The organism is Nitrospira sp. CR1.1, assembly GCA_014055465.1.
GTDB lineage: Bacteria > Nitrospirota > Nitrospiria > Nitrospirales > Nitrospiraceae > Nitrospira_A.
On the sequence record WIAF01000004.1, the window covers coordinates 117444 to 141198 of the forward strand.

A 23755-nucleotide genomic window follows, 5' to 3' on the forward strand; every position below is an offset into this window, starting at 1 on the left:
ACAACAACACATCGGTTCGGAACATGGGAGTGATGGCATGACGACGGCTCGTAAGCGAGTACTCAGCGGGATGCAGCCAAGCGGGTTGCTCCATCTCGGCAACTGGTTGGGGGCGCTGGAAAACTGGAACGCGTTGCAAGCACAGTACGATTGTTACTTCTTCGTGGCGGACTGGCACGCCCTGTCGTCCAATTATGCCGATACCAGCCGGCTGCGCGACTATGTGCGGGAATTACTCATTGACTGGCTGGCAGCCGGTATTGACCCCAAGCGGGCCACCGTATTCGTGCAGTCCCAGGTCCCGGACCACGCCATCCTCCACCTGCTGTTCTCCATGATCATTCCGGTGTCCTGGCTGGAACGGAATCCGACCTACAAGGAGAAGCAGGAAGAGATCAAGGAGCGTGACCTCAGCACCTATGGGTTTCTCGGATATCCGGTCCTCCAGGCGGCCGACATCCTCCTCTACAAGCCTGATTTCGTGCCAGTCGGCAAAGATCAATTACCCCATCTGGAACTGACGCGCGAACTGGCGCGCCGCTTTAACAGTCTCTACGGCTCCGTCTTCCCAGAGCCTCAGGAACACCTCACGAAGTTCCCGAAAGTGCTGGGCACCGACGGGCGAAAAATGAGCAAGAGCTACGGCAACGCGATCAACCTGTCCGATACGGAAACCGTCGTCCGCCAGAAGCTCAAGACCATGATCACCGACCCCGCCCGCGTCCGGCGCACCGACCCCGGCAACCCCGATGTCTGCCCAGTCTACGATTTTCACAAGATTTTTTCGCCGCTGCCGGTCATCGATCAGGTGAATCAGGATTGCCGGAAAGCCGCGATCGGCTGCATCGATTGCAAGAAGCTGGTGGCGGATCGAGTGGTGGAACGCCTGGCGCCGATGTGGGAGGCTCGCGCGACCCTCACGCAGAACCCCGGACGCCTGGATGAAATTGCGGAGGACGGCCGCCGCCGCGCGACAGCAGTCTCCTCTCAGACAATGGCTGAAGTACGAGAGGCCATGAAGATCTAGCAGGCTGCGGAAAAACTCATGTTTTGCACGCGACGCCGCGATCAGCTCACGTGGCGTGTTGGTATCAGGATAGTAGGCAGGATGCGCAAAAAGGCTATCCAGCAAGGCCGCAGCGAGGTCCACGGCGCGAAGCATAATGAGCGCCACGTCTGTGGACGCCGGCGAGACGGTGAGCCGGCCGTGTCTCAGACCGAGGCGTACCCTTGGGGTAGGTTGAGGATCTGAACGAGGCGAGAACGCCGCTGGTGGACTTTTTCCGCATCCTGCTAGACTCGCCGTAGAAACGGGACTAGGCAGGCTTTGCCAACTTGCGCCAGACATCGGTCAATTGGCGCTGGACCGGTCCACGAATCTTCGTGATCGACAACCCAAACTCGTTGGGGCGGCACCACCGCACCGTGGCCGCATCAATGAGGATGGGATTGGCATTGTCGCCGGGGAAAATGCAGAGTTCGACTTCCGAGCCGACCAGCACTTCAACGGAGCTGATAATACGACAGCCGCCGGGAGAAAGATCGGTAAGGTCCCCGTCGCCGGCCAGCATCTTGCCCTTCATCGAGAAATGGCTGCGAAACTGGACGTGAACCCGCTCATGTTTGCGTTGGTTTTTCATCGGGAAGTGGCCTCCGTACCTGTCACCACGCCAGGCTTGTGCGCATCAGCAGTACGATAGGACAGAACCGGGCAAAAGACCAGCACTGCACACTTCTTCGCGAAAAGCCCCGGAACCTCACGATTTCCCGTCACACGCAACAAGCCGGTTCGTCAAGACCGAGCGGCTGAGGACGCATTTGTTGGTGCCGTGCGAGTTCGACCACATGATCGACGTGGCGGACTTGTCCAACAACTGTCAGAGCGATTCCGGTTTGGGCTCAAGAGAAGACCTGCCGACCGCATCCAACATATCCCGCCCCACGAGAATCGGCGCGTGAAAGTGAATCGCCAAGGCGATAGAGTCCGAGGACCGGCTGTCGAACACTTTTTCCTGCCCCTGAAACGCCACGGTCAAGCTCCCGTAATACGTGCCCGCCTTGAGTGTAATCACCGTCTTGACCACCCGACCGCCGAGTGATTCCAAAATCGTATGCATCAGATCGTGGGAGAGCGGACGAGGCAGCTTTTCACCGGTCAAGGCCGATTGAATGGAGGCCGCCACCGTATGGTCGACAAAGACGGGAATGGTTTTCCCGTCTGCCGAAAGCAACACCACCGGGCCGTGATCGGACAATCCCACCCGGACATGACTGATCGTGACCTGGGAGGGAGGGCCCGGTTCGTCGGCAGAGACAGGCACATCAGCAGCGGAGAATCCCGGCAGGAGGCAAAACAGCGGAAGGAGCAGCCAGCGCCGTGCCGTTGCGATCATAATACCCTCCTGTGTGTCCTCTGGAGGCCCGTTCATGAACGGCTATGACAACTGCGTCCGGGAATGTGCCGCGACCCGCAGAACGTCCACGCATCGTGAGATTGTCGCCTCTCTGCTAGGCGCGCACGAACGAATTCGTCTCTCGCTCCCGGCCGATCTCCGTGTCGGCTCCATGTCCGGTCACGACGGCCGTGTCCTCATCGAGGGTGTAGAGCCGTTCCCGGATCGATGCCTCGATGGCGTCGAAATCGCCGCCCCATAGATCGGTGCGGCCGATGCCGCCGCGAAACAGGGTGTCTCCCGCCACCACCAATTTCGCGGCGGGGAAGTGAAAGCACATGGAGCCCGGTGTATGTCCCGGCGTGTGTAAGGCAACGCCTTCCGTCTCCCCGATGGTCACTCGCTCCTCATCCTTCAGCCAATAGTCAGGCTGCGGCGCAGGCACATACGGGACGCCGAACATACGGCATTGCGTCTCCAGGATGTTCCAGAGCGGAAGGTCATCAGGATGCAGGCACAGCACCGCGCCGGTCGCCTGCTTCATCGCTCCGGACGCGAGGAAGTGATCGAAGTGCGCATGAGTGTGGAGAATACGTACGACCGTCAACCCCATGGAGCGCACTTCCTGCAGAATGCGCTCGGGCGCGCCGCCCGGATCAACCACAATGGCCTGTTTGGTGATCGGGTCTCCGATGATCGAGCAATTGCACCCGAGAGGTGGAACAGCAAAGGTCTTGCGAATCATGCGCACTCCTCAGCGAATCGAGCAAGGACCGGTACTACCCGCTAGCGGCGGCCTGACGGGTTTTGGTTCAGGCGCGACACCCAGAGCACTTCTGTGTCGTGCAGGGTCCAGACTTTTTGCCGCCGCACGAACCACAGCAAAAAACCCGCGCCGGTCCCATCTGGACGCGGGTTGGCGATATACAGCAGGGCCTGATCAGCACGCAAGGTGAGGCCCACACGCGAAAACGCCAGGTGGTCGATGATGTCCGGGGCGCCGCCTTCGTGCTCAACCAACCAGGCAGCGGGAATCACCGGCACGAAAGTCTCGGCATCCCCCTCTCCCTCGCCTGACACAAACCGGTACCGCACCCCGAAACCAAACCGCCTATCGAGTCGGGAGGGTCGCTGATTCTTCACCACGAAATCCCGAATAAGCTCCTGCGGCAACCGGCCGTCAAAGTATTCCCGCTCGGCAAACCAGGCGAGCGTCGGCAGCTGCGGCTCTTCCGGATGGAGATGCGTCGCCGTCATCCGTTCGATCATGACCAACTTCGTTCGGGACGTCAGAAACTTTTCCTCGACCGCGAGGTCGTAGAAGGGATAGTCCTCGGCGGGTACGGGCTCGGTCAATTCGGACAGGACTGCGATCGGGACCGCCTCCGTGGCCGGTGGGAACAACGCCAGACCTATGATCAAGACCACCTCGTGCCAGTACCGCATGGCACAGAATAGCTGCTCCATGCCCCATGGTCAAACCGGCGCGAATGTGATTGAAGATGGACAAGGGGGGCCAAACTCTGATACTAGTCTGACTGTCTTACCCAAACTATGATCAAGGCCTCCCAGCGATCGCTCGCCCCCCTGTTCAGTCTCGCGGTACTATCGTGGTGTGTCGGGTGCACCCCTGACGAATCTCCGTTTCGGCAGGAAAACGAAAACCTCCGCAAGCAACTGGCGAAACAGGAGTCGCTCCTGAATTCACTGCAGGACGGCAACAAAGTCATGCAGCAGCAGATCGATCTGCTCAATCAAGAATTGCGGGACGCCAAGAAACAGACTGAGCATGCCCAGACCGAGGCCAAGTCCTTACAAACAGAAGCCAAGACGCTAGGGGCCCGGCTCGACGCGCAACTCATCGAATCGAAAAAACTGTCCGGCGAAATTCAACGGACCGCCGCCAAAGCCGCCCAGGTTGCCGAGAGTATCCGCGTGGAAGAGAAGGGCTCGCAGGTCGAAGATCTCCCGCGCCCACTGCCCGTTGTCGGAAAAGCTGCCGAAGAAGCGTTGGCGCGCAATGGATACCGAGTGCGCGTCACCGTTAAAACAGATCAAAAAGCGGTCTTTGTCACCGAGCGAAAAATCTCCACGCCGACCTCGCTGGAAACCGCCGGCTCCCGTAATCAGTATGTGGTCTCCCTTCAAACCCTCTCCTCGAACGTCACCCGGTTGAGCGTGAAAGCTGAGTTTGAGCGGGTGGTCCAAGGCGGTCGCATCCTGGCGGTGGACGCGGAAGAAATCGCGGAGATCGAACGCCGGCTCATTGCCGAAATCGGGAAATCTGTCGCCGCCCCGCCGAGTAAATCGTAATGTTTGCTCGCGCGCCGTTATCGGGGAGGGGTTTCCTTCCGCACTATCTCAGTCTTGCGCTCCTGACCTTCTCGGCAATGTGGCTCAACCCGGCCTTCTCCATGGCTGCTCGCGCCCCGACCCCGCCGCCCACTGCGGAGCTGGCCAAACACCTGAGATCGATCGCCGAATTAGCGGCCGGCTCGCCGACCATTCCTATTCCCGAGGGGCCGTTTTTACTCGGCAGCATCCGCGTGGATGACGACCCCTACGGCATGGGCACGCAGTTCGATGATACGGAACTGCCGCAGCATCGCGTCTGGCTGGACGCCTACGAGATCGATCGCGATGAAGTCAGCCTCGGCGAATATCTGACCTATCTGCACGCGCGAAAAATCCATCCGTCCAAAGACCTCCAGCATTTGATCTGGCACGTCATTACCGTGCACTCCGTCAGCGATGAGACGTTGGCGCAGTGGCCCGCTCTGTATGTCACCTGGAAAGAGGCCGAGAGTTTGTGCCGCGCGGCAGGCAAACGCCTGCCGACGGAAGCCGAGTGGGAAAAAGCTGCGCGCGGGCCTGACGGCAATCGATTTCCCTGGGGCGAGACGTTCCCCGACAATTCCCTGGCCATGTTCGGACAGCACCATGTGCACGAAATTCCGATTCTGGCGCCGGTGAGCAGCGGAGAGCCTGGCAAGAGTTATTATGGAATCCATCACATGGCAGGCAACGTCGCGGAATGGGTCAATGACTGGTTCGGATTCGACTATTATGCCTATATGCCGGAACGCAACCCGCCCGGACCCACCAGCGGCCGATACAAGAGCCTGCGCGGCGGCTCCTGGAAAAGCCGGCCGATCATGCTCCGAACCGCAACCCGCAGCGGCGCGCCCGCCGATCAGCGTTCGGCCACCGTGGGCTTCCGTTGCGCCAAGTCGGTATCAGGATCAAGCGCGCGATAATAGGCCACGCCTCCCGAGAACTTTCTCGCCAGACACAAGTCCGCCACAGCCAGACATTCCAGACCGAACGGCAGATACCCGGCATAACCCAGCAACGGCATCTGAAACAGGGACACCCCTTGCACGTACGGCACGGCGTACTCCCAATGCGCTAGGCTGTAGAAATTCCACATTTCCCAGAACCATCCGCAGATCAAGGCAGCAAGCGCCACCGCCCAGAGCGTTCGCCAATCGCCATGCTCCGTCTCGCTGAAGATTGTCGGTTCGTCGCGAATCAACTGCGGTGCCGTGATCAGCAAGAGCGGCGCCACCCACACCAGGGGGAACAAATAGTCCGGCCACAGGCCGATGCCGAGGAGTCCGGCCACAGCGCCGCAACCCAGCAGCCATCCCCCTGCGCGGCGACTGGGAAAATTGATCGTCACAAAATGATCCAATCCCGCCGAAAGACGCGGGCAAGCCGTGAGCCATTCAGCCGTGCTGAGAACGGCCGGCAACACCGTCGCAAACGGCAGCGTTGCGCGCAAAAAATATTCCCACGGCGTCAGATCTCCGCCATCCAGGTAATACCAATTCTGCACAAATCGATTCAGATATTCGAAGAGCCACCAGAAGCAGGCGCTGAGCGGGAAGAGCGAGAGCAGATACCGTGGACGATGAATCACCATGCACCGGCCGGTGCGGCGATACGTCAAGGCATTCACGAGGACAATGTAGCCCAGCCAGAGCGGAGTGAACGTATGAGGCTGCCACGCCTCCATCCAGCCGAAGCGGGTCCAGGCCAATAGCCAAACACAGCAAGTCCAGCCGGCGGCAAGCCAGCCCCACCAAGGAAAGCGGCGCGGTGGATCCCCTCGCAAGTGAATGGCTCCATGTGAGGCAGAGGTCGGATCATCTGGCGCGGGCACACTCTGACAGTTCGTTCGCCCCACGCGTACCAGAAACGGCGCGAGCAGGCCAGTAATCAAGATTGCCAGACCGATGGAGAGAGGCCAGGAAAAAGGCGCATGTGTCACGGCGCCCAGGATGAGCGGCGGGAACGCAAGATAAGACCGAAGCGATCGCCCATCGAGCCAGAGGCCGAGCAGGGGGAGCACGATGACCCCGGCCAAGACCAATGCAATGGTGGACCAGTGCGGCCTCGAGCACATGGATGATGCCTTATTCTGCGACATTGTCCGGACTTCCGTAGCGTAAGGGCTGAGACAACATGTCCCTCATGGACCAGATGCGCGACAACTCGGACGCACTTCTAGAAGCATGTGGCTGACAGGCGATATACGCACCGAAACCCATCGCGACTCCTGACGACCGCCTTCCGTGGCCATTCAGGCGCGCTACTTAAAAGCGTAATTTCCGCTGATCCATCTTTGTCAGAAAGAAACTGACATGATGAAAACTTTCATCCTGACCGGCACACTCATCCTGTGCTTGTTTGTCGTCGCGCTCATGATTTCGGTTCGTGCTCAATGTCAAACCAGGAGCACACGCGAGAACGACCGGGGCTTGGCGCACCACGAGTTGGAATTGGCCCGCCTCTTCCATCTTCATTCCCCCCCACTGCTGATTTTTCCCACGTCCTCCGCACGCGCCCAAACTCTTCGCTTATGCATAACGATGTGTTAGGGTAACGGACCCTTTGATTGGAATTTCCTTTTGCGTCGATCTATCTTCCTTTTGCTTCTCGTCATGACGGTTTCGACCGGAAACCTCCTCCTGACCGAAACACCTTCGCACAGTCAGGGCGGAGGGAGCCAGGTCACCATCACGCCAACCGACGGCAAAGTCATTGCCTGGTCTGCTGCAGGGGGAGGGGTTGAGGAATCGCTGGAACCCGGAGAAGCGGTCGTCACCTCCGGAGCGCGCGGACACACCGGATTCGTCCAGACGTCGAGCCGGTTGTTAGGATTTTCTGCCGGCCTGCGTCAATGGCGGGAGGTTTCACTCGGAGTCGAAGAACGGATCGGACGGCATCAATTGCTGCCGTTTCTGATTCTCGCCCACAGCAATCAGCAGGTGTATGGATTCCAGGAAACGCGCGGACATTGGACCACCGTTTCGCTGGGACCCAACGAGACCGTGTCGCAGCTTCGCGGTCATGGACATGTCGCCGTGGCCATCACCAACGAACGGGCCCTGGGGTTTTCGACCTATACCGGCGGTTTCTTCAACATCGCCTGGACGCCTGAAGAGCGAGTCCTGTCCGTCGACGGCAGCCAGAGCGGCATAGTCGTCCGCACCTCGTCTCGCACCGTCATCTTCAAGTCTCAATCCACCGGCTGGACCGAGGTGCGATAGCGAGTCTCCACACACCCGATCACGAGCTCACATCCGTCCTTCGTCCAGCTCGATCGCATCGACCCAGGTGGTCGCGGGAGGCAGCGCCGTCACCGGTACGCCTCGCTTCGTGGCGATGTCCTGCAGACGCCCCTGATACCGCTGCTTCGCCGCATCATCCTTCGGGCCTCCGGTGAGAATGCCCTTCGACCACTCGGCAATTTCTTGATCGGAATGCTTACGGCCGTGAGTGGTGACCCAAGCTAGTAGTGACTCATCGCTTCCACCCGCCAACACCTGCTGCTCGAAGGCTTTCGGGTCGATCTGCAGAAAATCGATCAAATACTTATCGAACCCGACCGTGATGTAGTTGTAATCCTGAATCTTGCCGGCATGCCGCAGGCGGACTTTATCAATGAAGCGGCCCAGGTGAGCGATGCCGCCGAGGAGGGCTTTGGGACTGCGGGGATAATTCATCATCGTAATGTTCTCCAATCGAAAGGCTTGTTTGAAAGTTACGTCTTGCCTCGCGAAACCCAATAACCAGGTTTTCGTTTCAGGTGCATGACAGCCGCAACATAGATGACTTCTCCTTCGACCGCATAGATCACGCCGTAGGGAAACCGCTGCAGAAGATAGCGTCGGAATCGGCCCTTGAGGATTCGCCACACTGTGGAGTGTTGTCGAATCTGTTCGAAAGCAGACTCAACCGCGTCGAGAAACTCTTGCCCGAGTCCCTCACGGCAATCTTCATAAAACAATGCGGCTTGGCGGATTTCCAACTTCGCGGCGGGATCGAGGCGTACTCTCAATGCCCAAGTTCCTTGCGGATCTCACGCAGCGCCGTACGTGCAGCAACTGTCTTGGTCGCCTTTCGCTTCCACGCGGCAAATCGCTTCTCAGCCTCCGCAATCCACGCTTCGTCCACGACAGTGAGTGGCTCGCGCTTCATCTGCACAAGTAATCGTTCAGCCAACCGCTCGCGTTCGGTCGCCGGCAACTTCCGCGCCTGTTTTTCGAGAGCCAACGCTCGTGCGGTCATCGTTTTCCTCCTGCTACAGACAGTCTCCGCTGAGTGCAACCGCCGCTTCACGAGAGACCGAGGGAAAGTCATCGAGAAAGTCCTCAAGAGAGGAGCTTCCTTCAAGGTAGTCGAAGAGAGTCTGAACCAGAACGCACGTTCCCTTGAAACAGAGGGCGCCGCTCATGATTTCCGGATCACGGCTGAGATATTGGGCTTCTATAGGCATCTCCAAGAGCCTCTCCTGCCGGCAAGTCTACTGGTAAGTACAACAGAAATCTATACGGAAGCCAGAACCCCCATTATCCAGTTTTCTCTGTCGGTGAAGCCTCGGCGGGACCCCGTTCCTCCGGCAAGGTCGCGCGGTAATAGGCCAGCGGTCGTTTCCTACCTGAATCCAGAAAGACTCCCGACCCCTTTGTTCCTCCGACCCCTTTGTTCCTCCTCAGAAGTCAGCCTCAAAGGTTTGATCTTCCTTCACTGGACCGAACAGCCTCCCTGCGTTCTAACGCGCCGGTTCAACAGCGGCGCGCAGCGCCGTCCGCTGCAACCGGTTGTTAGACCGCTGCCCGACTACCTCAAAAGTTACCAGACTTCAGATTGCGCCGGAGCTCATGGCCTGCTTCGGCGGAACCGACAATCTCGGTGACGACGCCAATAACCCGACGCGTGTCGTAGTAGCCGACACGTAAGATGGGCAACCGGAAGCTCTGAATCTTGGGATAGCCCGAGGACTCCAGGTGAGCGGCTGCGGCGTCATAGTCCGCATCGTCCAGCCAGTACGCCACGTGCTGAACGGCGTCACCGTGGCGATCAAGTGACTCCTGGTACATGCTGGCCCCCGAGACAGGCTGGATCAGTTCGATCTGGGTGTCTCCTGCGTAGGCGATGTGAAGGTTGCAGACCCAGTTCCCGGGCTTCCCGAGATAAGTGCCCTCGGTGTCCTTTGCGGCAAGGTTGTCCATGTGCATGAAGCGGCTGATTCCCATCGTTTCAACGAAGAACTTCTCGGCGGCCGCAAGGTCTCGGACGACCCAGGCCACTTGGCAGAACGCTGGGGCCAGTACTGGCTTTGTCATGGTCGGACTCCTATGGTTTCTGTGCATACCGAAGCGGTCTAACGGATCGCGGCTCAGCTGCAGCCGCTTGTTAGGCGGCAGCCGCGCCAGCTATGGAGATGTAAGAGCAAGCCCCGCGGCCAGTAACGAGATTGCCATGCACAGTGGGCTGTAGAACCGCGAATCTCGGCGCGCGAAGACCGTGCCCTGTACGCGCTTGAAGAAGCCCACGTATCGAAATTCGCCCACCGCCCGCGCCGCGAACACGAATGAGACGCCCCAGACGCCGAGATGCGGAAGCCAGGCCGGAAACCCAGACGTCAGAACGCCCGCCTGCAAGCCACACACGGCCCCCGCCATGAGCAATGCGATGGCGACAGCAGCGGATGCTCCTGGACCCGGAACGAAGACCGGACGACCGCCTTCAGTGGGAAGGGCGCCCTCAAACGCCCAGCGGCCCCCGAGCGCCCAGTAGATATGAAGCAACGCGAGAGCTGAGAAGATAGCGATGAGGGCAGTGGCCAGTGTGACGTGCATCCCTTCTTCCTGACGCCTAACGTTGAAGGTGAGGGACGCTTCGCAAGCGGGTGGAGCCCGCTTGCGAAGCGTCCCTCTCGACCGACTCGTTAGACATGATGAACCAGTAGCATTTCGTTTCCGCCCCTTTGAAATTCGTAAGGGACAGGTCTCACCTCAACACCGAACCCGTGCCGTTCAAGAGCTTCAGTTACGACGCCCATGTGTGGCGACTTAGTTCCATCAAGCGTCAGCACGGGAAACACTCTGGCTTCGCGGGCCGCCCGCAGCATCTCCTTGAGCGCCTGAATGTGAAACTCAGCCGACAAATGAGCACTGTAAAGAAACAAGAAATGGGATGACAAGGCGATGTCGAAACTTCCGCTTTCGACCGGAAGCGCGGGTAGTTCCCCGGCGATATATCGTCCTTCACTCTTTCCGAGGTCGTAGTCGGACAGAAAGGCGTTCATGGCGGACATACGAACGTGCTCAAACTCTTCAATAGACGAGATAGCAGTCCAAACATAATCGCTGTGGTTCTTCTTCATTTGAGCCATCACGGTTTCATACGTCTCATGAACACGACCCCTAATCTGCGAAGTGTCGAAGGCGTAGATCGGGTCAACAGAGACGACCGTTCCACCACGCCTCGTGAGTTCCGCATTGAATCCGGCTGGACCATCACCACAGCCAATCACCCGAAGCTTCAGGTCGGAGCTTGTGAGGTCAAACATGGCGACGTATTCGTCATAGGAGCGTCCCCACGGTACAACCTTATCGAGTGTGAATCCCATTGGTTTTGCCCGGATGTCTAACGTGCCGGTTCAGCGGCGGGCCGCGGAGCGGACCGTCCGCTGCAACCGGTTGTTAGCCGGTCACATGAACTTGCGCCGCTTGAACGCGGTAACATCCTTGGCCGTGAGTTCAAACCATTCACCATTCTTCCGGCGATCACTGAATCGACCGTGCCAGTAGTTCTCGATGCCCACCGGATCATCGGTCTTGATCGAGTGAACGACCTTCGCCTCCTCGGGAAGTTGAATTGCCAACTCACGCTCTCGCCGACCCACTGCGTTCGAACGGCCGACCTTGAAAAAGCGACCGGACTTCAGCAAGTACACGTACCTGAGATCCGGCTCGGCCTCCACCGCCGCGTCCTCGGCAGCATTCGGCTCGCTCCTGGCAAGACGAGCGATCACCGGGTCACAAAGCTGCGCTACATCTTCGTAGCCACGCGTCAGAGCGAACTCGCGCACCCGCGCAGCTAGCTTCTGCTTACCGCCGAAGCGCGAGAAGGTGTTGTGCCACGGGAAGCCGGGCTCGGTTCTGGCCTTCAACTTGATCTCGTTCGCGACCGGAAAGTGGCCGAGTTCGCGGGCGAAGAGGACGAGGCTTTCCAGCAGATCGTCCTCGCCGCGCGGACCCTGAAGGACGTTCGGCTGGAATCCAGCCTCAACCAAAGCGTCGCCCCAACGAGCCCAGAACTTGCCCATCCAGTCCGAGGACCTGATGCCGGTCTCGGTCTCAAAACGCGCTGTACCCAGCGGAGATCCGCCGTTCCCCTGCGCGGTGCGCTTGATCTCCGAGATGATTTGGGCCTTGGTGATCACGTCTCCTCATCGACCCTTTATCACGGGTTCTTATGCGTATCCGCATCACACCACCTCGTTGAGGAAGCTCACCATCCGTCCAGGGGACTGCGAACACCCCCTGGCCCTCGGTTGAGCACATGCGTGTAGATCATCGTTGTTTTGATGTCGCGATGCCCCAACAATTCCTGAATGGTTCGAATGTCAGAGCCGCGTTCGAGCAGGTGCGTGGCAAACGAGTGGCGGAACGTATGGCACGTGGCTCGTTTCGTGAGCCCGGCCTTCGCCACGGCCTTCCTGACAACTTTCTGTACCAGTGATTCGTCAATGTGATGGCGCCAGTATCTTCTGAATCACGCTGTCTCTTCTTCATTTCAGAACAAAGCCCGATGAGGGGAAACATCAATCACGGCGCATATTTTCGGCGGATTCATGTGCGGCGTCAAGCGCCACCCGAATGGCTGCCCTGAGAAATACTTCCATTACAGTTGGTCAGTTACAAACCGAGGGTTCCACACCATGGGCTGAGTCCGGGGAGGGATTTCCAATTCTCTACTTGCCACTTCCAAATCTTGAGGGGAATCGCCAGACAGGCCTTCACGACGCGCATCGAGCAACCACCGCCTTCCTATTCGTCTCTTCAGCCTTGAGGGCAGGCTAGATGCTCTCCCGCTGTGCGTGTCCAACGAGGGGAGTCTGCGACCGCGCGTTGCACGAGCACAGGAGAGCATCTAGTCTGCCCTCTCTCCTCCACGCTTGCGCGTTATGTCTCTGGGGATGGGGGCTGATTGATCTTCCCCTGCGCACGTCTTCACACTTCCCCATTTCATTTTCAAGGGCAGCCTGGTCGATCCTCGATTGCGCGCGTCGAACGAGCACATTCTGATCGTGCGCGTTCCGCGAGCAGGAGGACGGCCAGGCTACCCTTCCAATCCTTCGGAGGCCGCGCGTTGCGCTAGTCTAGTATAAGAATTGACCAGGCGAGACTATGATTTTTGAATTATAAAGCGAGAACGACGCTTGGTGAAAAGCGCGTCTCGACGTGCCGGAGTGGGTGAGTGAAAAGAGTCTTTTGTGGCGAGGCCGCCCACGACAACATAGTGCACTCCTGCCGTATTCAGTATTTGAAATATAGGTTCAAAGACCGACATGGCACTATTTTAGCGGATACGGATACAATTAGCAGTCGATCTTACAGTGGCAGAGATGACCACGTGACAAGCCCAGCGGATTACCGACAAGGGATCTTTACAGTCACTCCAGGCCGCTCAAAAAGCCTATCCAGCTAGGCCGCAGCGAGCGAAAACCCGAGGCGTACTGTTTCGGGTACGTTGAGGGTTTGAGCGAAGCGAGAACGACGCTGGGAGGCTTTTTCAGCGGCCTGTTTTCGCAGACTTGTTGGCTTGCAGATACTTATCCACGCCTGCCGCCATCTTGCGCCCTTCGGCGATGGCCCAGACGATGAGGGAGGCGCCGCGCTTGGTATCGCCGCCGGCAAAGACGCCGTCGAGGTTGGTCATGAAGTTCTCGTTGACGGTCACGCAGCCGCGCGCGTCACAATTCACGCCAAGGCTGTCGAGGAATCCGTTGCGCACCGGGCCTGTGAAGCCCATGGCGAGGAGCACAAGATCCGCATCCAGTTCAAAGGCCGTATTGGGCATGGGGACGAACTTACCGCCTTCGAACTTCACACGATTGGCATGCAGCTTGGTGACATGCCCGTTGTGACCGGTGAATTTAGTAGTGGACACACTCCACTGACGATCGCAGCCTTCTTCGTGTGCATGCGAGGTGCGGAGTTGCATCGGCCAGAGCGGCCACGGAGTCGTGCCCGCACGCGTGGGCGGTGGCTCCGGCAGCACTTCGAACTGATGCGCTTCACTGCAGCCCTGGCGATGCGCGGTTCCCAGGCAATCGGACCCGGTGTCGCCGCCTCCGATGATCACCACGCGCTTCCCCTTGGCGGTGATCGGCTCCTCGGACACGGAGATCCCTGCCGTCCGCTTGTTCTGCTGCGTAAGGTATTCCATGGCGAAATGGATGCCCTTGAGTTCACGACCCGGCACCGGCAGATCGCGCGCCATTTCCGCGCCCATGGTCAACCCCACCGCATCGAACTGTTGGCGCAACTGGTCACCGGTGATATCGACTCCCGCCGTCACACCGGTTCTGAATTCCACGCCCTCGGCTTTCATCTGCTCCAACCGCCGGTCAATCACCCACTTTTCCATCTTGAAATCGGGGATGCCGTACCGCAGCAACCCGCCGATACGATCGGCCTTCTCGAACACGGTGACGCTATGACCGGCGCGCGCCAACTGCTGCGCAGCCGCCAGACCGGCCGGACCAGACCCGATGATGGCGACCGTCTTGCCCGTTTTTCTGACTGGCAAGGCCGGCTCAACCAGGCCTTCGTTGAAGCCGCGATCGATGATGTTCCATTCGAGCACGCGGATCGACACCGGGTCGCTGTTGATGCCCAGCACGCAGGCGCCTTCGCAGGGCGCAGGGCAGAGACGGCCGGTGAATTCCGGAAAATTGTTCGTGGTGTGCAACGCCTTGAGCGCATCTTTCCAGCGCCCGCGATAGACGAGATCGTTCCACTCGGGAATGAGATTCACGACAGGACAGCCGGTATTGCCCTGGCAAAAAGGCACACCGCAATCCATGCAGCGCGCGCCTTGCACCTTGAGCTTTTCCTCAGGGATGGGCTCGTACATTTCTTTCCAGTCGAGCACGCGCAACTCGACCGGTTTGCGCTTCGGTCCCTCACGCGCGTATTTCAAAAAGCCTTTCGGATCACCCATCGCTAATTCGTCTCTCGTCCTTCGTAGCTCAGCTATCGATCTGGATTGCTCACACGTGCGCGTCAACAGACGCGCGCCATCTATTTTTGCACTTTGGCTGCAGCGGCCTTCCGCTCGGCTAGCACCCGCTTATAATCGATCGGCATGACCTTCACAAACTTGGGCAGGATCGCCTCCCAACCATCCAGAATACGCTTGGCATTGCGGCTGCCGGTATAGAGGAAGTGCGACGTGATCATGTCGTGCAACAGCCGCTTATCCTCGTCGCTGACAACCGGCTCCAGCTCGACCATGCCCAAGTTGCAACGAGACTGGAACTTATCCAACTCGTTTAAGACAAACGCCACCCCGCCTGACATACCGGCGGCGAAATTCCTACCGGTGCGGCCCAAGACTGCCACGACTCCGCCGGTCATATATTCACACCCGTGGTCGCCGGTTCCCTCGACGACGGCACGCACACCGCTGTTTCGCACCGCGAACCGTTCGCCGGCCATACCATAAAAATAGGCTTCGCCCTGCGTGCCGCCATAGAGCGACGTATTACCGACGAGAATGGTTTCTTCCGGCGTGTAAATCGCATTCTTCGGAGGGAAGACGATAATCTTGCCGCCCGACAATCCCTTGCCGATATAGTCGTTGGACTCGCCTTCGAGGATCAGGGTGATGCCGCGCGAGAGAAATGCCCCGAATGACTGGCCGGCCGATCCGTTGAACTTAATTGTGATCGTGTCAGCAGGCAATCCCTCCTGGCCGTATTTCTTTGAGACCTGGCTCGACAACATGGTGCCCACAGTCCGGTTCAGATTCCGGATCGGCAGTTCGAGGGTCACTTTTTGACCCTGAGCAATCGCCGGTGCGCATTCTTCGATAAGCGTGCGGTCCAAAATCTCGGCAATGCCGTGATCCTGCTTCTGCACGCAATACCGCGGCACTTCAGGACCGACTTCAGGCATCTTCAGCAACGGCGTCAGATCCAGACCCTTGGCCTTCCAATGTTCGACGGCCTTGTGGATCTTGAGCTTGTCCACGCGCCCGACCATTTCATTAATGGTGCGGAATCCCAGCTTCGCCATGATCTGCCGCAACTCTTCGGCGATAAAGAAGAAGAAATTGACGACATGCTCCGGCTGGCCGGTAAACTTCTTGCGCAAGACCGGATCCTGAGTTGCAATGCCGACAGGGCAGGTATTGAGGTGGCATTTCCGCATCATGATGCAGCCTTCGATGATGAGCGGTGCCGTGGCAAATCCGTATTCTTCCGCCCCCAACAGCGCCGCAATGGCCACATCACGCCCGGTCTTCATCTGGCCGTCGGTCTCTACCCGAATCCGTCCGCGCAAATCGTTGAGCACCAGCGTTTGATGCGTTTCCGCCAATCCCAATTCCCAAGGCACACCGGCGTACTTGATGGAGGAAAGCGGAGAGGCGCCGGTCCCGCCTGAATCGCCGCTGATGAGCACCTTGTCCGCATGGGCCTTGGCCACTCCGGCGGCTACCGTGCCGACGCCGACTTCGGAGACCAGCTTCACCGAGACGGCCGCATCGGAATTGGCATTCTTCAAGTCGAAGATGAGCTGCGCCAGGTCTTCGATGGAATAGATGTCATGGTGCGGCGGCGGTGAAATAAGCTGCACGCCGGGCGTGGAGTAGCGTAGCCGCGCGATGTTCTCATCGACCTTGTGACCTGGCAACTGACCGCCTTCACCGGGCTTGGCGCCCTGCGCCATCTTGATTTGCAGTTCCTTGGCGTTCACGAGGTAATGGCTCGTGACCCCGAATCGCGCCGACGCCACCTGCTTGATGTAGCTGTTGCGGGAGTCCCCGTTCGGGAGCGGCGCGAATCGTTCCGGATCTTCGCCTCCTTCGCCTGTGTTGCTCTTGGCGCCCAGCCGGTTCATGGCGATGGCCAACGTCTCATGCGCTTCTCTACTGATAGAACCGAACGACATGGCTCCGGTGGTGAAGCGTTTGACGATGTCCTTGGCCGGCTCCACTTCGTCCAACGCGATCGGCTCAGGGAGAAACTTGAACTCCAGCAGGCCGCGCAGGTTCGAGCGACGTTTGCTCTCGTCATTCACCAATTGGGAGAACTCAGCGAATGTCTTGGGATCGTTATTCTTCGTCGCATGCTGCAGCTTATAGATGGTATCCGGATTCCAGTTGTGGTGCTCGCCCTGAATCCGGTAGTGAATCTCGCCGCCGAAATCCAGCTGACGAATCGGGACCGGCTCATAGGCCACCCGGTGACGGCGCAACGTCTCTTCCCCGATCTCACGAACGCCGATACCTTCGATCCTCGACGGCGTGCCGGTGAAGTATCGATCAATCAATTCGTGATTGAGCCCGATCGCTTCGAAAATCTGCGCGCCGCAGTACGACTGCACCGTGGAGATACCCATCTTCGAGAAAATCTTGAGCAGGCCTTTGTTAATGGCTTTGATGAACTTGCCCTCGGCGGTCGCCGAGTCCAATCCTTCCGGGAAATACCCGTCGCGCTCCAGGTCCACGAGCGATTCGAAGACCAGATAGGGATTCACAGTCCCGGCGCCGAAGCCGATCAAGCAGGCGAAATGATGCACGTCGCGCGGCTCGCCGGTTTCCACCGTCAGGCCGACCTCGGTTCTCGTGCATTCCCGCACCAGATGGTGATGGACCGCCGCCACACCGAGCAGACTCGGGATCGGCGCCCATTCCGCATTCACCCCGCGATCGCTGAGGATGAGGAATTTGTAGCCTTCACGAATCGCTTGCGACGCCTGCCGGCAGAGATCATCCACCGCAGCCCCCAATCCTTCCGGACCTTCGGCCACGCGGAACAACATCTTCAACGTCTTGCTCTTGAAATGCGGATCGGCAATCTCGCGGATCTTGTGCAGATCGGCATTCGTCAAAATCGGCTGTTTCACCCGGATACGGCGGGCCGATTCCGGATGCTCGTCCATCAGATTGGGCTTGGGGCCGATGCTGGTGGTGAGCGACATCACGAGTTCTTCGCGGATCGGATCGATCGGCGGATTCGTCACCTGTGCAAACAGTTGCTTGAAGTATTTGAAGAGCAGCTGCGGCCGTTCAGACAACACCGCAAGCGGCGTGTCCGTGCCCATCGAGGAGATGGCTTCCTGCCCCTCCACCACCATCGGGGTGATGACCATCTTCAGTTCTTCGATGGTGTACCCGAACGCCTGTTGACGCTGCCGAATCGTGGGATGGTCAGGCTGCGGCACGTTGATCGGATCGGGTAACTCATCCAGGGAAATGCGATGCTCGGTGACCCAGGACCGATACGGCTTGCGACGAACGATATCGGCTTTGACTTCCTCGTCGTCGATGATGCGGCCCTGCTCGGTATCGACCAGGAACATGCGGCCCGGCATCAAACGGCCCTTTTGACGGATGCGCTGCGGGTCCATCGGCAAGACACCGGCTTCAGAAGCCAACACGACCAATCCATCGGTCGTCACTTGATACCGGCATGGGCGCAACCCGTTCCGGTCCAATGTGGCACCGATCAGTTTGCCGTCGGTGAAACAGACAGCCGCGGGGCCATCCCAGGGTTCCTGCATCGCGGCGTGGTACTCATAGAACCCACGGCGATCCAGATCCATCTGCGGATTGGCGACCCACGGTTCCGGGATCAACATCATCATCGCGTGCGGCAGTGATCGGCCGCCGAGCACCAGAAATTCCAAGGCGTTATCCAGGCTGGCCGAGTCGCTCTGATTCTCGTAGACGATCGGGAAGAGCTTTTTCATGTCCTCGCCGAACAGCTCGGAATTCAGCCGCCCCTGCCGCGCGCGCATCCAATTGACATTGCCCTTCAACGTGTTGATCTCGCCATTGTGGCAAATGTAGCGATAGGGATGAGCCAGCGGCCAGGTGGGAAACGTATTCGTGCTGAAGCGGGAGTGGACGAGGGCCATGGCGCTCGTCAGGCTGCTGTCGGTGAGATCCTGATAATACTGCGGGATCTGGTGCGGGAGCAGGAGCCCTTTGAACACGATGGTGCTGCTGGACAAACTCGGGATATAAAAATAGTCGCGGCCTTCAATGGCGGATTCGCGCACCGCCCGCTCCGCGCACTTGCGGATGACGTACAAGCGCCGCTCGAATTCCTCATCCGTGAAAATACCGCGAGCGATAAAGACCTGCCGCATGAACGGCTCAGTGCTGCGCGCAACCGGTCCGATGGCATCGCTCTTGACCGGCACATCGCGCCAGCCCAGCAGCTTCGCGCCCGCGTCCTTGATCACCCGAGTGAACACCGTCTCGCACTGCGCGCGGGCATCGGCATCGGGTGGCAAAAACACCATGCCGACGCCATACTCTCCCGCTCCGGGCAACTTGATCCCGCTGTCCTTTGCGGCACGCTTGAAGAACTCATGCGGGACTTGAAGCAGGATGCCTGCGCCGTCTCCGGTACAGGGATCGCACCCCTGCGCGCCGCGGTGGGTCAGGCTTTCTAAAACCTGAAGTCCCTGCTCCACGATCCGATGCGAGCGTTGGCCCTTGATATCGACGACAAATCCGACTCCGCACGAGTCTTTCTCGTGCTGCGGATCATAAAGCCCTTGTTTGGGAGGAAGCCCTGGTACATTCATGGCACGTATTCTCGTCTAGAGGCAGGCAATGAACCGGGGAACAGACTCCCCTCTCGGGGACATTGAAGCTGTCGCACGACCACGGTGACTGCTACCATTCAGTTGGGGAAATCAGCGAAGGGTCACCTTACTGGATGGGCCGTTATACTGTCAAGAGAACGGCGACGCAAACCGAAGCACAAACCCGCCGACCAGCGCTTGACTTAGTGGAGTTTCCTGCCCTACTATCCGCCCCATGTCGAACGGACCGTCCACTCTCACACTCCACAGCATGGCCGATGTCTGGGACGTGTATCGTGAAGAGCTCGAGGGGGTCGAGGAACAGATCCGGAAAAATCTCGACTCCAGCGTAGACCTGGTCAATACGGTCGCCGCCCACATCTTGAACAGTGGCGGTAAACGCGTCCGTCCCCTCTTTGTTCTCCTGAGCGCCCATCTCTGCGGATACGCCGGCCAGGACCACCAAGCCCTCGGCAGTCTCGTTGAATTTATCCATACCGCCACCCTGCTGCACGATGACGTCGTGGACGACGCCGATCTGCGACGGGGCCGCCGTACCGCGAGTAAAGTCTGGGGCAATCAAATCAGCATCCTCGTGGGTGATTATCTCTATTCCCGGGCCATCTGCCAGATCGTCGACTTCCGCAATCAAGGGATCAACGAAGCGCTCTCGGAAGCCTGCCGAAAGATGGCCGAAGGCGAAGTCCTTCAACTGTATTACAACGGCAATCCGCTGATGCCGGAACCGGAGTATCTCCGCATCATCGAGCATAAAACCGCCGGATTGATTGCGGCCTCCTGCAAAATCGGCGCGATCGTCGGCGGAGCGACGGAGGAATTACAGGAGGCGCTGTTCCGCTTCGGACAGCGGCTGGGCATTGCGTTCCAACTGGCGGACGACACACTGGACTACACCGCCAACGGCGAACATCTGGGCAAAACGCTCGGGCAGGACCTTCGGCAAGGCAAAGCGACGCTGCCGCTGTTGCATCTCTTGCAACATTGCTCGGAACCGGACCGGCAGTTGATCAAAGATCGCATGGAAACCAGGACCTTGACTGATGAGGAACTGCGCCGTATCGTCGCCTTGATGCAGGAGTATGGGTCCATCGCCTACGCCATGGAACGGGCGCACGCGTTTGTCACCGCCGCCAAACGGGATCTCGACCTGTTCCACGACAACACCGCCAAACGCGCCCTGTCCATCGCCGCCGACTATATGGTGACTCGCGACCGCTGAGTTGCCGCCGTCCGGCTTCACAACGCCCACGCTCTGCTGACCGTGTGAATTCGTTCCGTGACGGTTGTATTTCGCCGCCGGATGAACCCATAAAAAATGGCAAGTCCCTACCCACTACGGTTATATGACGCTCGAAGACTCACACGCTTGCACAGCAACCGCCGCAGGCTGTTCGGAAAGGCTGTCCGTCAACTTTCCGCCGGCGGCTTTTCCCGACAGCCCGCATGCCACACCGTACCCATAGAGAAAAAAGGATAGAACCGCATGGCACACGTCATCCCCTTTCACGGCACCCTCTATAATCCCACGACGATCGGCGACGTCAAGCAGGTGGTCGCACCGCCTTACGACATTATCGACAGCACGCTGCAAAAGACGTTGCACGACCGCCACCCGAACAATGTCATCCGCCTGGAACTCGGCTACGAACAAGCGGGCGACATGCCTGGCAACAATAAGTACACCCGCGCCACGGCTGCCCTTACCGACTGGCTGAAGACCGGGGCCCTCCGCAAGGACTCCCAGCCGGCAGTCTACTACCACACCATCGAATACCGGCCGCCCTACTCTGCACCCGGCACACCGACCAAGGTCTTCAAAGGATTCCTGTCGACGGTGGAGCTTGAAGAATTCGGTTCGGGCAAGATCTATCCGCACGAGAACACCCGCGCGGCGGCGAAAACCGACCGGCTCAATCTCCTCGAAGCCTGCCGCGCCAATTTCAGCGCCATCATTTCGCTGTATTCGGACCCCCAGAACGAGGTCCTCACCTTGCTCGAACAGTCGATCGCTACGGAGAAACCGCGCATCGATTTCCAGGACGACGAGGGATTCCGGCAGCAGTTGTGGAGTGTCACCGATGCGAAGGTCCTCGCAAAGGTCGTCCAGATCATGCACACGAAACAACTGTTCATCGCCGACGGCCATCATCGGTACGAAACGGCTCTCAACTACCGCAAATCCAGACGGCAACAGGCTGGAGCCGCCACCTCACCACAACCTTACGACAACGTGCTGATGCTGTTCGCGAGCCTGGAGGACAAGGGCCTGACCGTGCTGCCGACCCATCGTGTCCTGACGACACCGGTTCCGGCGACGAAGGATCTGCTGGGGAAATTCGATCCGGTGTTTGAGGTCACTGCACTCCCCTTTCAAGCAGGCAATGAATCGCAGGTGCGCGCGCAATTCATCGACCGGCTACGCAGCCAGGGACAGTCCGTGCCGATGTTCGGCTTAGCCCTAAAGAACGATTCAAATTATTACCTGCTGACCCTACGGGAATCCCATCGCCCCACGGCGTCCGCGTCACCGCGCGATCGCCTGGACGTGTCGCTCCTACAGCAGCATGTGATTGCCACGCTCTGCCCGAGCCAGCAGGAGCAGGAAGCCATGGTGTATTCGAAAGATGACCACGAAGCACTGAATTGGGTGCGCCAGGGAAAAGGCACGGCTGCCCTCCTGCTCAACCCGACGAAGGTGGCCGAAGTCAAAGCGGTCGCCTCAGCGGGCGAACGGATGCCCCACAAGTCGACCTACTTCTTTCCCAAGCCGCTGACAGGCCTGGTCATGAATGTGATGGAAGGCTAAGAATGACACGCAGGACGCGATGAAGGCCAAGGTACTCATAGTCGATGACGATCAAGACATCGTGACGATGTTACAGGATCGCCTTGATGCGGGCGGATACAAAACGCTCACCGCCGGCGACGGCCAACGTGGGCTTGAACTCATCGAACAGGAATCACCCAATCTGGTTCTGCTGGATCTGTACCTACCGCGCCTCAAAGGCATGGACGTCCTGAAACGCATGGCCCAGAACAAGCAATGCGAAGACATTCCGGTGATCGTCATGACCGCTGCCGGCACGATTCCCGACGCGGTCGAAGCCATGCGCCACGGCGCGTATGACTTTCTGACCAAGCCGTTGGAAAAAGATCACCTGCTGATCGTGATTCAAAAAGCGCTGGAACGGGACTCGTTAAAGCGACAGGTCGCCGCCCTCAAGTCCGACGTGCAGAACCGCTATGCCACCATTGTCGGAGACAGTCCGAAGATCAGGAGCATCATCGAATCAGCCCAGCGCGCCGCCAAGTCGGATGCCAGCATTCTCCTGCTGGGAGAAAGCGGGACCGGCAAGGAACTCTTCGCACGATCCATCCATCAGTGGAGCCCGCGGCAGAGCATGCCCATGGTCGTCATCAACTGCGTGGCCCTCACCGAAACGCTGCTCGAGAACGAACTCTTCGGCCACGAACGCGGCGCCTTCACCGGAGCGGATCGGCTGCAGAAGGGCAAACTTGAAATGGCGGAGGGCGGGACGGTCTTTCTCGACGAGATCGGGGACATGCCCCTGCCGTTGCAGGCGAAGCTTCTGCGAGTGCTGCAGGACAAGGAGTTTCAACGGGTCGGCGGCACACGGTCGGTGTCGGTCAACATTCGCTTCGTGGCGGCTACCAACAAGGATCTCCGGCAATCGGTCAAGGCCGGACAGTTCCGGGAGGATCTCTTCTTTCGGCTCAACGTCGTCAGCTTTACGCTCCCTCCCTTGCGGGAACGGAGCGAAGACATCGTCCAGCTCGCGGAATTTTTCCTCAAGCGGCATGCCTACGAGGCAAAGCGCCCCGGCGTGACCCTGAGTGCGGCGGCCAGGGCCGCGCTGACGCACTACTCCTGGCCCGGCAACATCCGCGAACTCGACAATGTCCTGTCGCGCGCAGTCGTGCTCAGCCCGCATGACGTGATCGAACCGGAATTTCTGGCCTTGTCCCCCGATGACGCGGCAGGCAAAGGCGGGGCCGATCATGCGCTTCCCTATATGAATCTCACCTACCATGAGTCCATGGAGGCGCACAGTGCCTATATCATCGATCGGGCATTGGAAAAAGCGGCGGGAAATCAGACGAAGGCGGCGGAATTTCTGGACCTGCAGCGTACCTATCTCGCGCGCCTGATCAAGCAGCGTAAGCCTACGCCAGCGGAATAACCAAGCAGGATGG

22 protein-coding genes and 1 pseudogene are annotated in these 23755 nt (G+C 58.9%); 7 read left to right on the top strand and 16 right to left on the bottom strand.

Annotation, left to right across the window (positions count from 1 at the left end; translation table 11 throughout):
* The first annotated feature begins 37 nt into the window (after window positions 1-37).
* A complete protein-coding gene (gene trpS, locus GDA65_09550) occupies window positions 38-1027 on the top strand; it encodes a tryptophan--tRNA ligase (protein MBA5862937.1) in 990 nt (329 codons plus the stop codon).
* A gap of 289 nt (window positions 1028-1316) precedes the next feature.
* On the opposite strand, the gene GDA65_09555 is transcribed toward trpS, so the two are convergent.
* The 4 genes from GDA65_09555 to GDA65_09570 all read right to left on the bottom strand — a co-directional run bounded on the left by GDA65_09555 (window position 1317) and on the right by GDA65_09570 (window position 3839).
* Window positions 1317-1640 (bottom strand): hypothetical protein, encoded by a 324-nt coding sequence (locus tag GDA65_09555; GenBank protein MBA5862938.1) that lies wholly within the window; start codon window positions 1638-1640, stop codon window positions 1317-1319.
* A 237-nt stretch (window positions 1641-1877) separates the two neighbouring features.
* Complete coding sequence (locus GDA65_09560; protein ID MBA5862939.1) at window positions 1878-2429, bottom strand: hypothetical protein; 552 nt, start codon at window positions 2427-2429, stop codon at window positions 1878-1880.
* Between the two features lie 79 nt (window positions 2430-2508).
* Window positions 2509-3138: an MBL fold metallo-hydrolase gene (locus tag GDA65_09565; protein ID MBA5862940.1), complete on the bottom strand. Its 630-nt coding sequence runs from the start codon at window positions 3136-3138 to the stop codon at window positions 2509-2511.
* Window positions 3139-3179: 41 nt separating this feature from the next.
* Window positions 3180-3839 carry a hypothetical protein gene (locus GDA65_09570; protein MBA5862941.1) on the bottom strand — a complete coding sequence of 220 codons (660 nt, stop codon included), beginning with the start codon at window positions 3837-3839 and terminating at the stop codon, window positions 3180-3182.
* 108 nt (window positions 3840-3947) lie between these two features.
* On the opposite strand from GDA65_09570, the gene GDA65_09575 reads away from it, so the two are divergent.
* A complete protein-coding gene (locus tag GDA65_09575; GenBank protein ID MBA5862942.1) occupies window positions 3948-4706 on the top strand; it encodes a hypothetical protein in 759 nt (252 codons plus the stop codon).
* A complete protein-coding gene (locus GDA65_09580) occupies window positions 4706-5650 on the top strand; it encodes an SUMF1/EgtB/PvdO family nonheme iron enzyme (protein MBA5862943.1) in 945 nt (314 codons plus the stop codon). The genes GDA65_09575 and GDA65_09580 overlap by 1 nt, the downstream gene beginning before the upstream one ends.
* Here the strand turns inward: GDA65_09580 and GDA65_09585 are convergent.
* Window positions 5587-6825 (bottom strand): hypothetical protein, encoded by a 1239-nt coding sequence (locus GDA65_09585; protein ID MBA5862944.1) that lies wholly within the window; start codon window positions 6823-6825, stop codon window positions 5587-5589. The genes GDA65_09580 and GDA65_09585 overlap by 64 nt on opposite strands.
* A 514-nt stretch (window positions 6826-7339) precedes the next feature.
* Between GDA65_09585 and GDA65_09590 the strand changes: the two genes are divergently transcribed.
* Window positions 7340-7948, top strand: coding sequence for a hypothetical protein (locus GDA65_09590; GenBank protein MBA5862945.1), 609 nt, complete (start codon window positions 7340-7342; stop codon window positions 7946-7948).
* Between the two features lie 27 nt (window positions 7949-7975).
* Here GDA65_09590 and GDA65_09595 read toward each other — a convergent pair whose 3' ends face one another.
* The 11 genes and pseudogenes from GDA65_09595 to gltB form a co-directional block, all read right to left on the bottom strand.
* Window positions 7976-8407, bottom strand: a complete 432-nt coding sequence (locus GDA65_09595; protein MBA5862946.1) for a DUF5069 domain-containing protein — start codon at window positions 8405-8407, stop codon at window positions 7976-7978.
* Window positions 8408-8442: 35 nt separating this feature from the next.
* Window positions 8443-8739: a type II toxin-antitoxin system RelE/ParE family toxin gene (locus GDA65_09600; GenBank protein MBA5862947.1), complete on the bottom strand. Its 297-nt coding sequence runs from the start codon at window positions 8737-8739 to the stop codon at window positions 8443-8445.
* The gene (locus tag GDA65_09605) at window positions 8736-9041 is read right to left on the bottom strand and encodes a hypothetical protein (GenBank protein MBA5862948.1); all 306 of its coding nucleotides are present in this window, start codon (window positions 9039-9041) and stop codon (window positions 8736-8738) included. Before GDA65_09605 ends, GDA65_09600 begins: the two co-directional genes overlap by 4 nt.
* Entirely contained in the window at window positions 8983-9177 is a 195-nt protein-coding gene (locus GDA65_09610; GenBank protein MBA5862949.1) for a DUF433 domain-containing protein, read from the bottom strand. The genes GDA65_09605 and GDA65_09610 overlap by 59 nt, the downstream gene beginning before the upstream one ends.
* A gap of 349 nt (window positions 9178-9526) precedes the next feature.
* A complete protein-coding gene (locus GDA65_09615; GenBank protein MBA5862950.1) occupies window positions 9527-10054 on the bottom strand; it encodes a VOC family protein in 528 nt (175 codons plus the stop codon).
* Window positions 10055-10117: 63 nt separating this feature from the next.
* On the bottom strand, window positions 10118-10543 hold the full coding sequence (locus tag GDA65_09620; protein ID MBA5862951.1) for a DUF3995 domain-containing protein: 426 nt from the start codon (window positions 10541-10543) through the stop codon (window positions 10118-10120).
* Between the two features lie 89 nt (window positions 10544-10632).
* On the bottom strand, window positions 10633-11316 hold the full coding sequence (locus tag GDA65_09625; GenBank protein MBA5862952.1) for an SAM-dependent methyltransferase: 684 nt from the start codon (window positions 11314-11316) through the stop codon (window positions 10633-10635).
* A gap of 81 nt (window positions 11317-11397) precedes the next feature.
* Window positions 11398-12132, bottom strand: a complete 735-nt coding sequence (locus GDA65_09630) for a GIY-YIG nuclease family protein (protein ID MBA5862953.1) — start codon at window positions 12130-12132, stop codon at window positions 11398-11400.
* Window positions 12133-12200: 68 nt separating this feature from the next.
* Window positions 12201-12449: pseudogene (locus GDA65_09635) on the bottom strand (tyrosine-type recombinase/integrase).
* 1035 nt (window positions 12450-13484) lie between these two features.
* Window positions 13485-14918 (bottom strand): glutamate synthase small subunit, encoded by a 1434-nt coding sequence (gene gltD / locus GDA65_09640; GenBank protein MBA5862954.1) that lies wholly within the window; start codon window positions 14916-14918, stop codon window positions 13485-13487.
* A gap of 80 nt (window positions 14919-14998) precedes the next feature.
* A complete protein-coding gene (gltB, locus tag GDA65_09645) occupies window positions 14999-19519 on the bottom strand; it encodes a glutamate synthase large subunit (GenBank protein ID MBA5862955.1) in 4521 nt (1506 codons plus the stop codon).
* Between the two features lie 235 nt (window positions 19520-19754).
* Between gltB and GDA65_09650 the strand changes: the two genes are divergently transcribed.
* The 3 genes from GDA65_09650 (at window position 19755) to GDA65_09660 (ending at window position 23742) form a co-directional block, all read left to right on the top strand.
* The gene (locus GDA65_09650; protein MBA5862956.1) at window positions 19755-20759 is read left to right on the top strand and encodes a hypothetical protein; all 1005 of its coding nucleotides are present in this window, start codon (window positions 19755-19757) and stop codon (window positions 20757-20759) included.
* A 264-nt stretch (window positions 20760-21023) separates the two neighbouring features.
* Complete coding sequence (locus GDA65_09655; GenBank protein ID MBA5862957.1) at window positions 21024-22346, top strand: DUF1015 family protein; 1323 nt, start codon at window positions 21024-21026, stop codon at window positions 22344-22346.
* Between the two features lie 19 nt (window positions 22347-22365).
* Window positions 22366-23742, top strand: a complete 1377-nt coding sequence (locus GDA65_09660; protein MBA5862958.1) for a response regulator — start codon at window positions 22366-22368, stop codon at window positions 23740-23742.
* Window positions 23743-23755 lie beyond the last annotated feature (13 nt).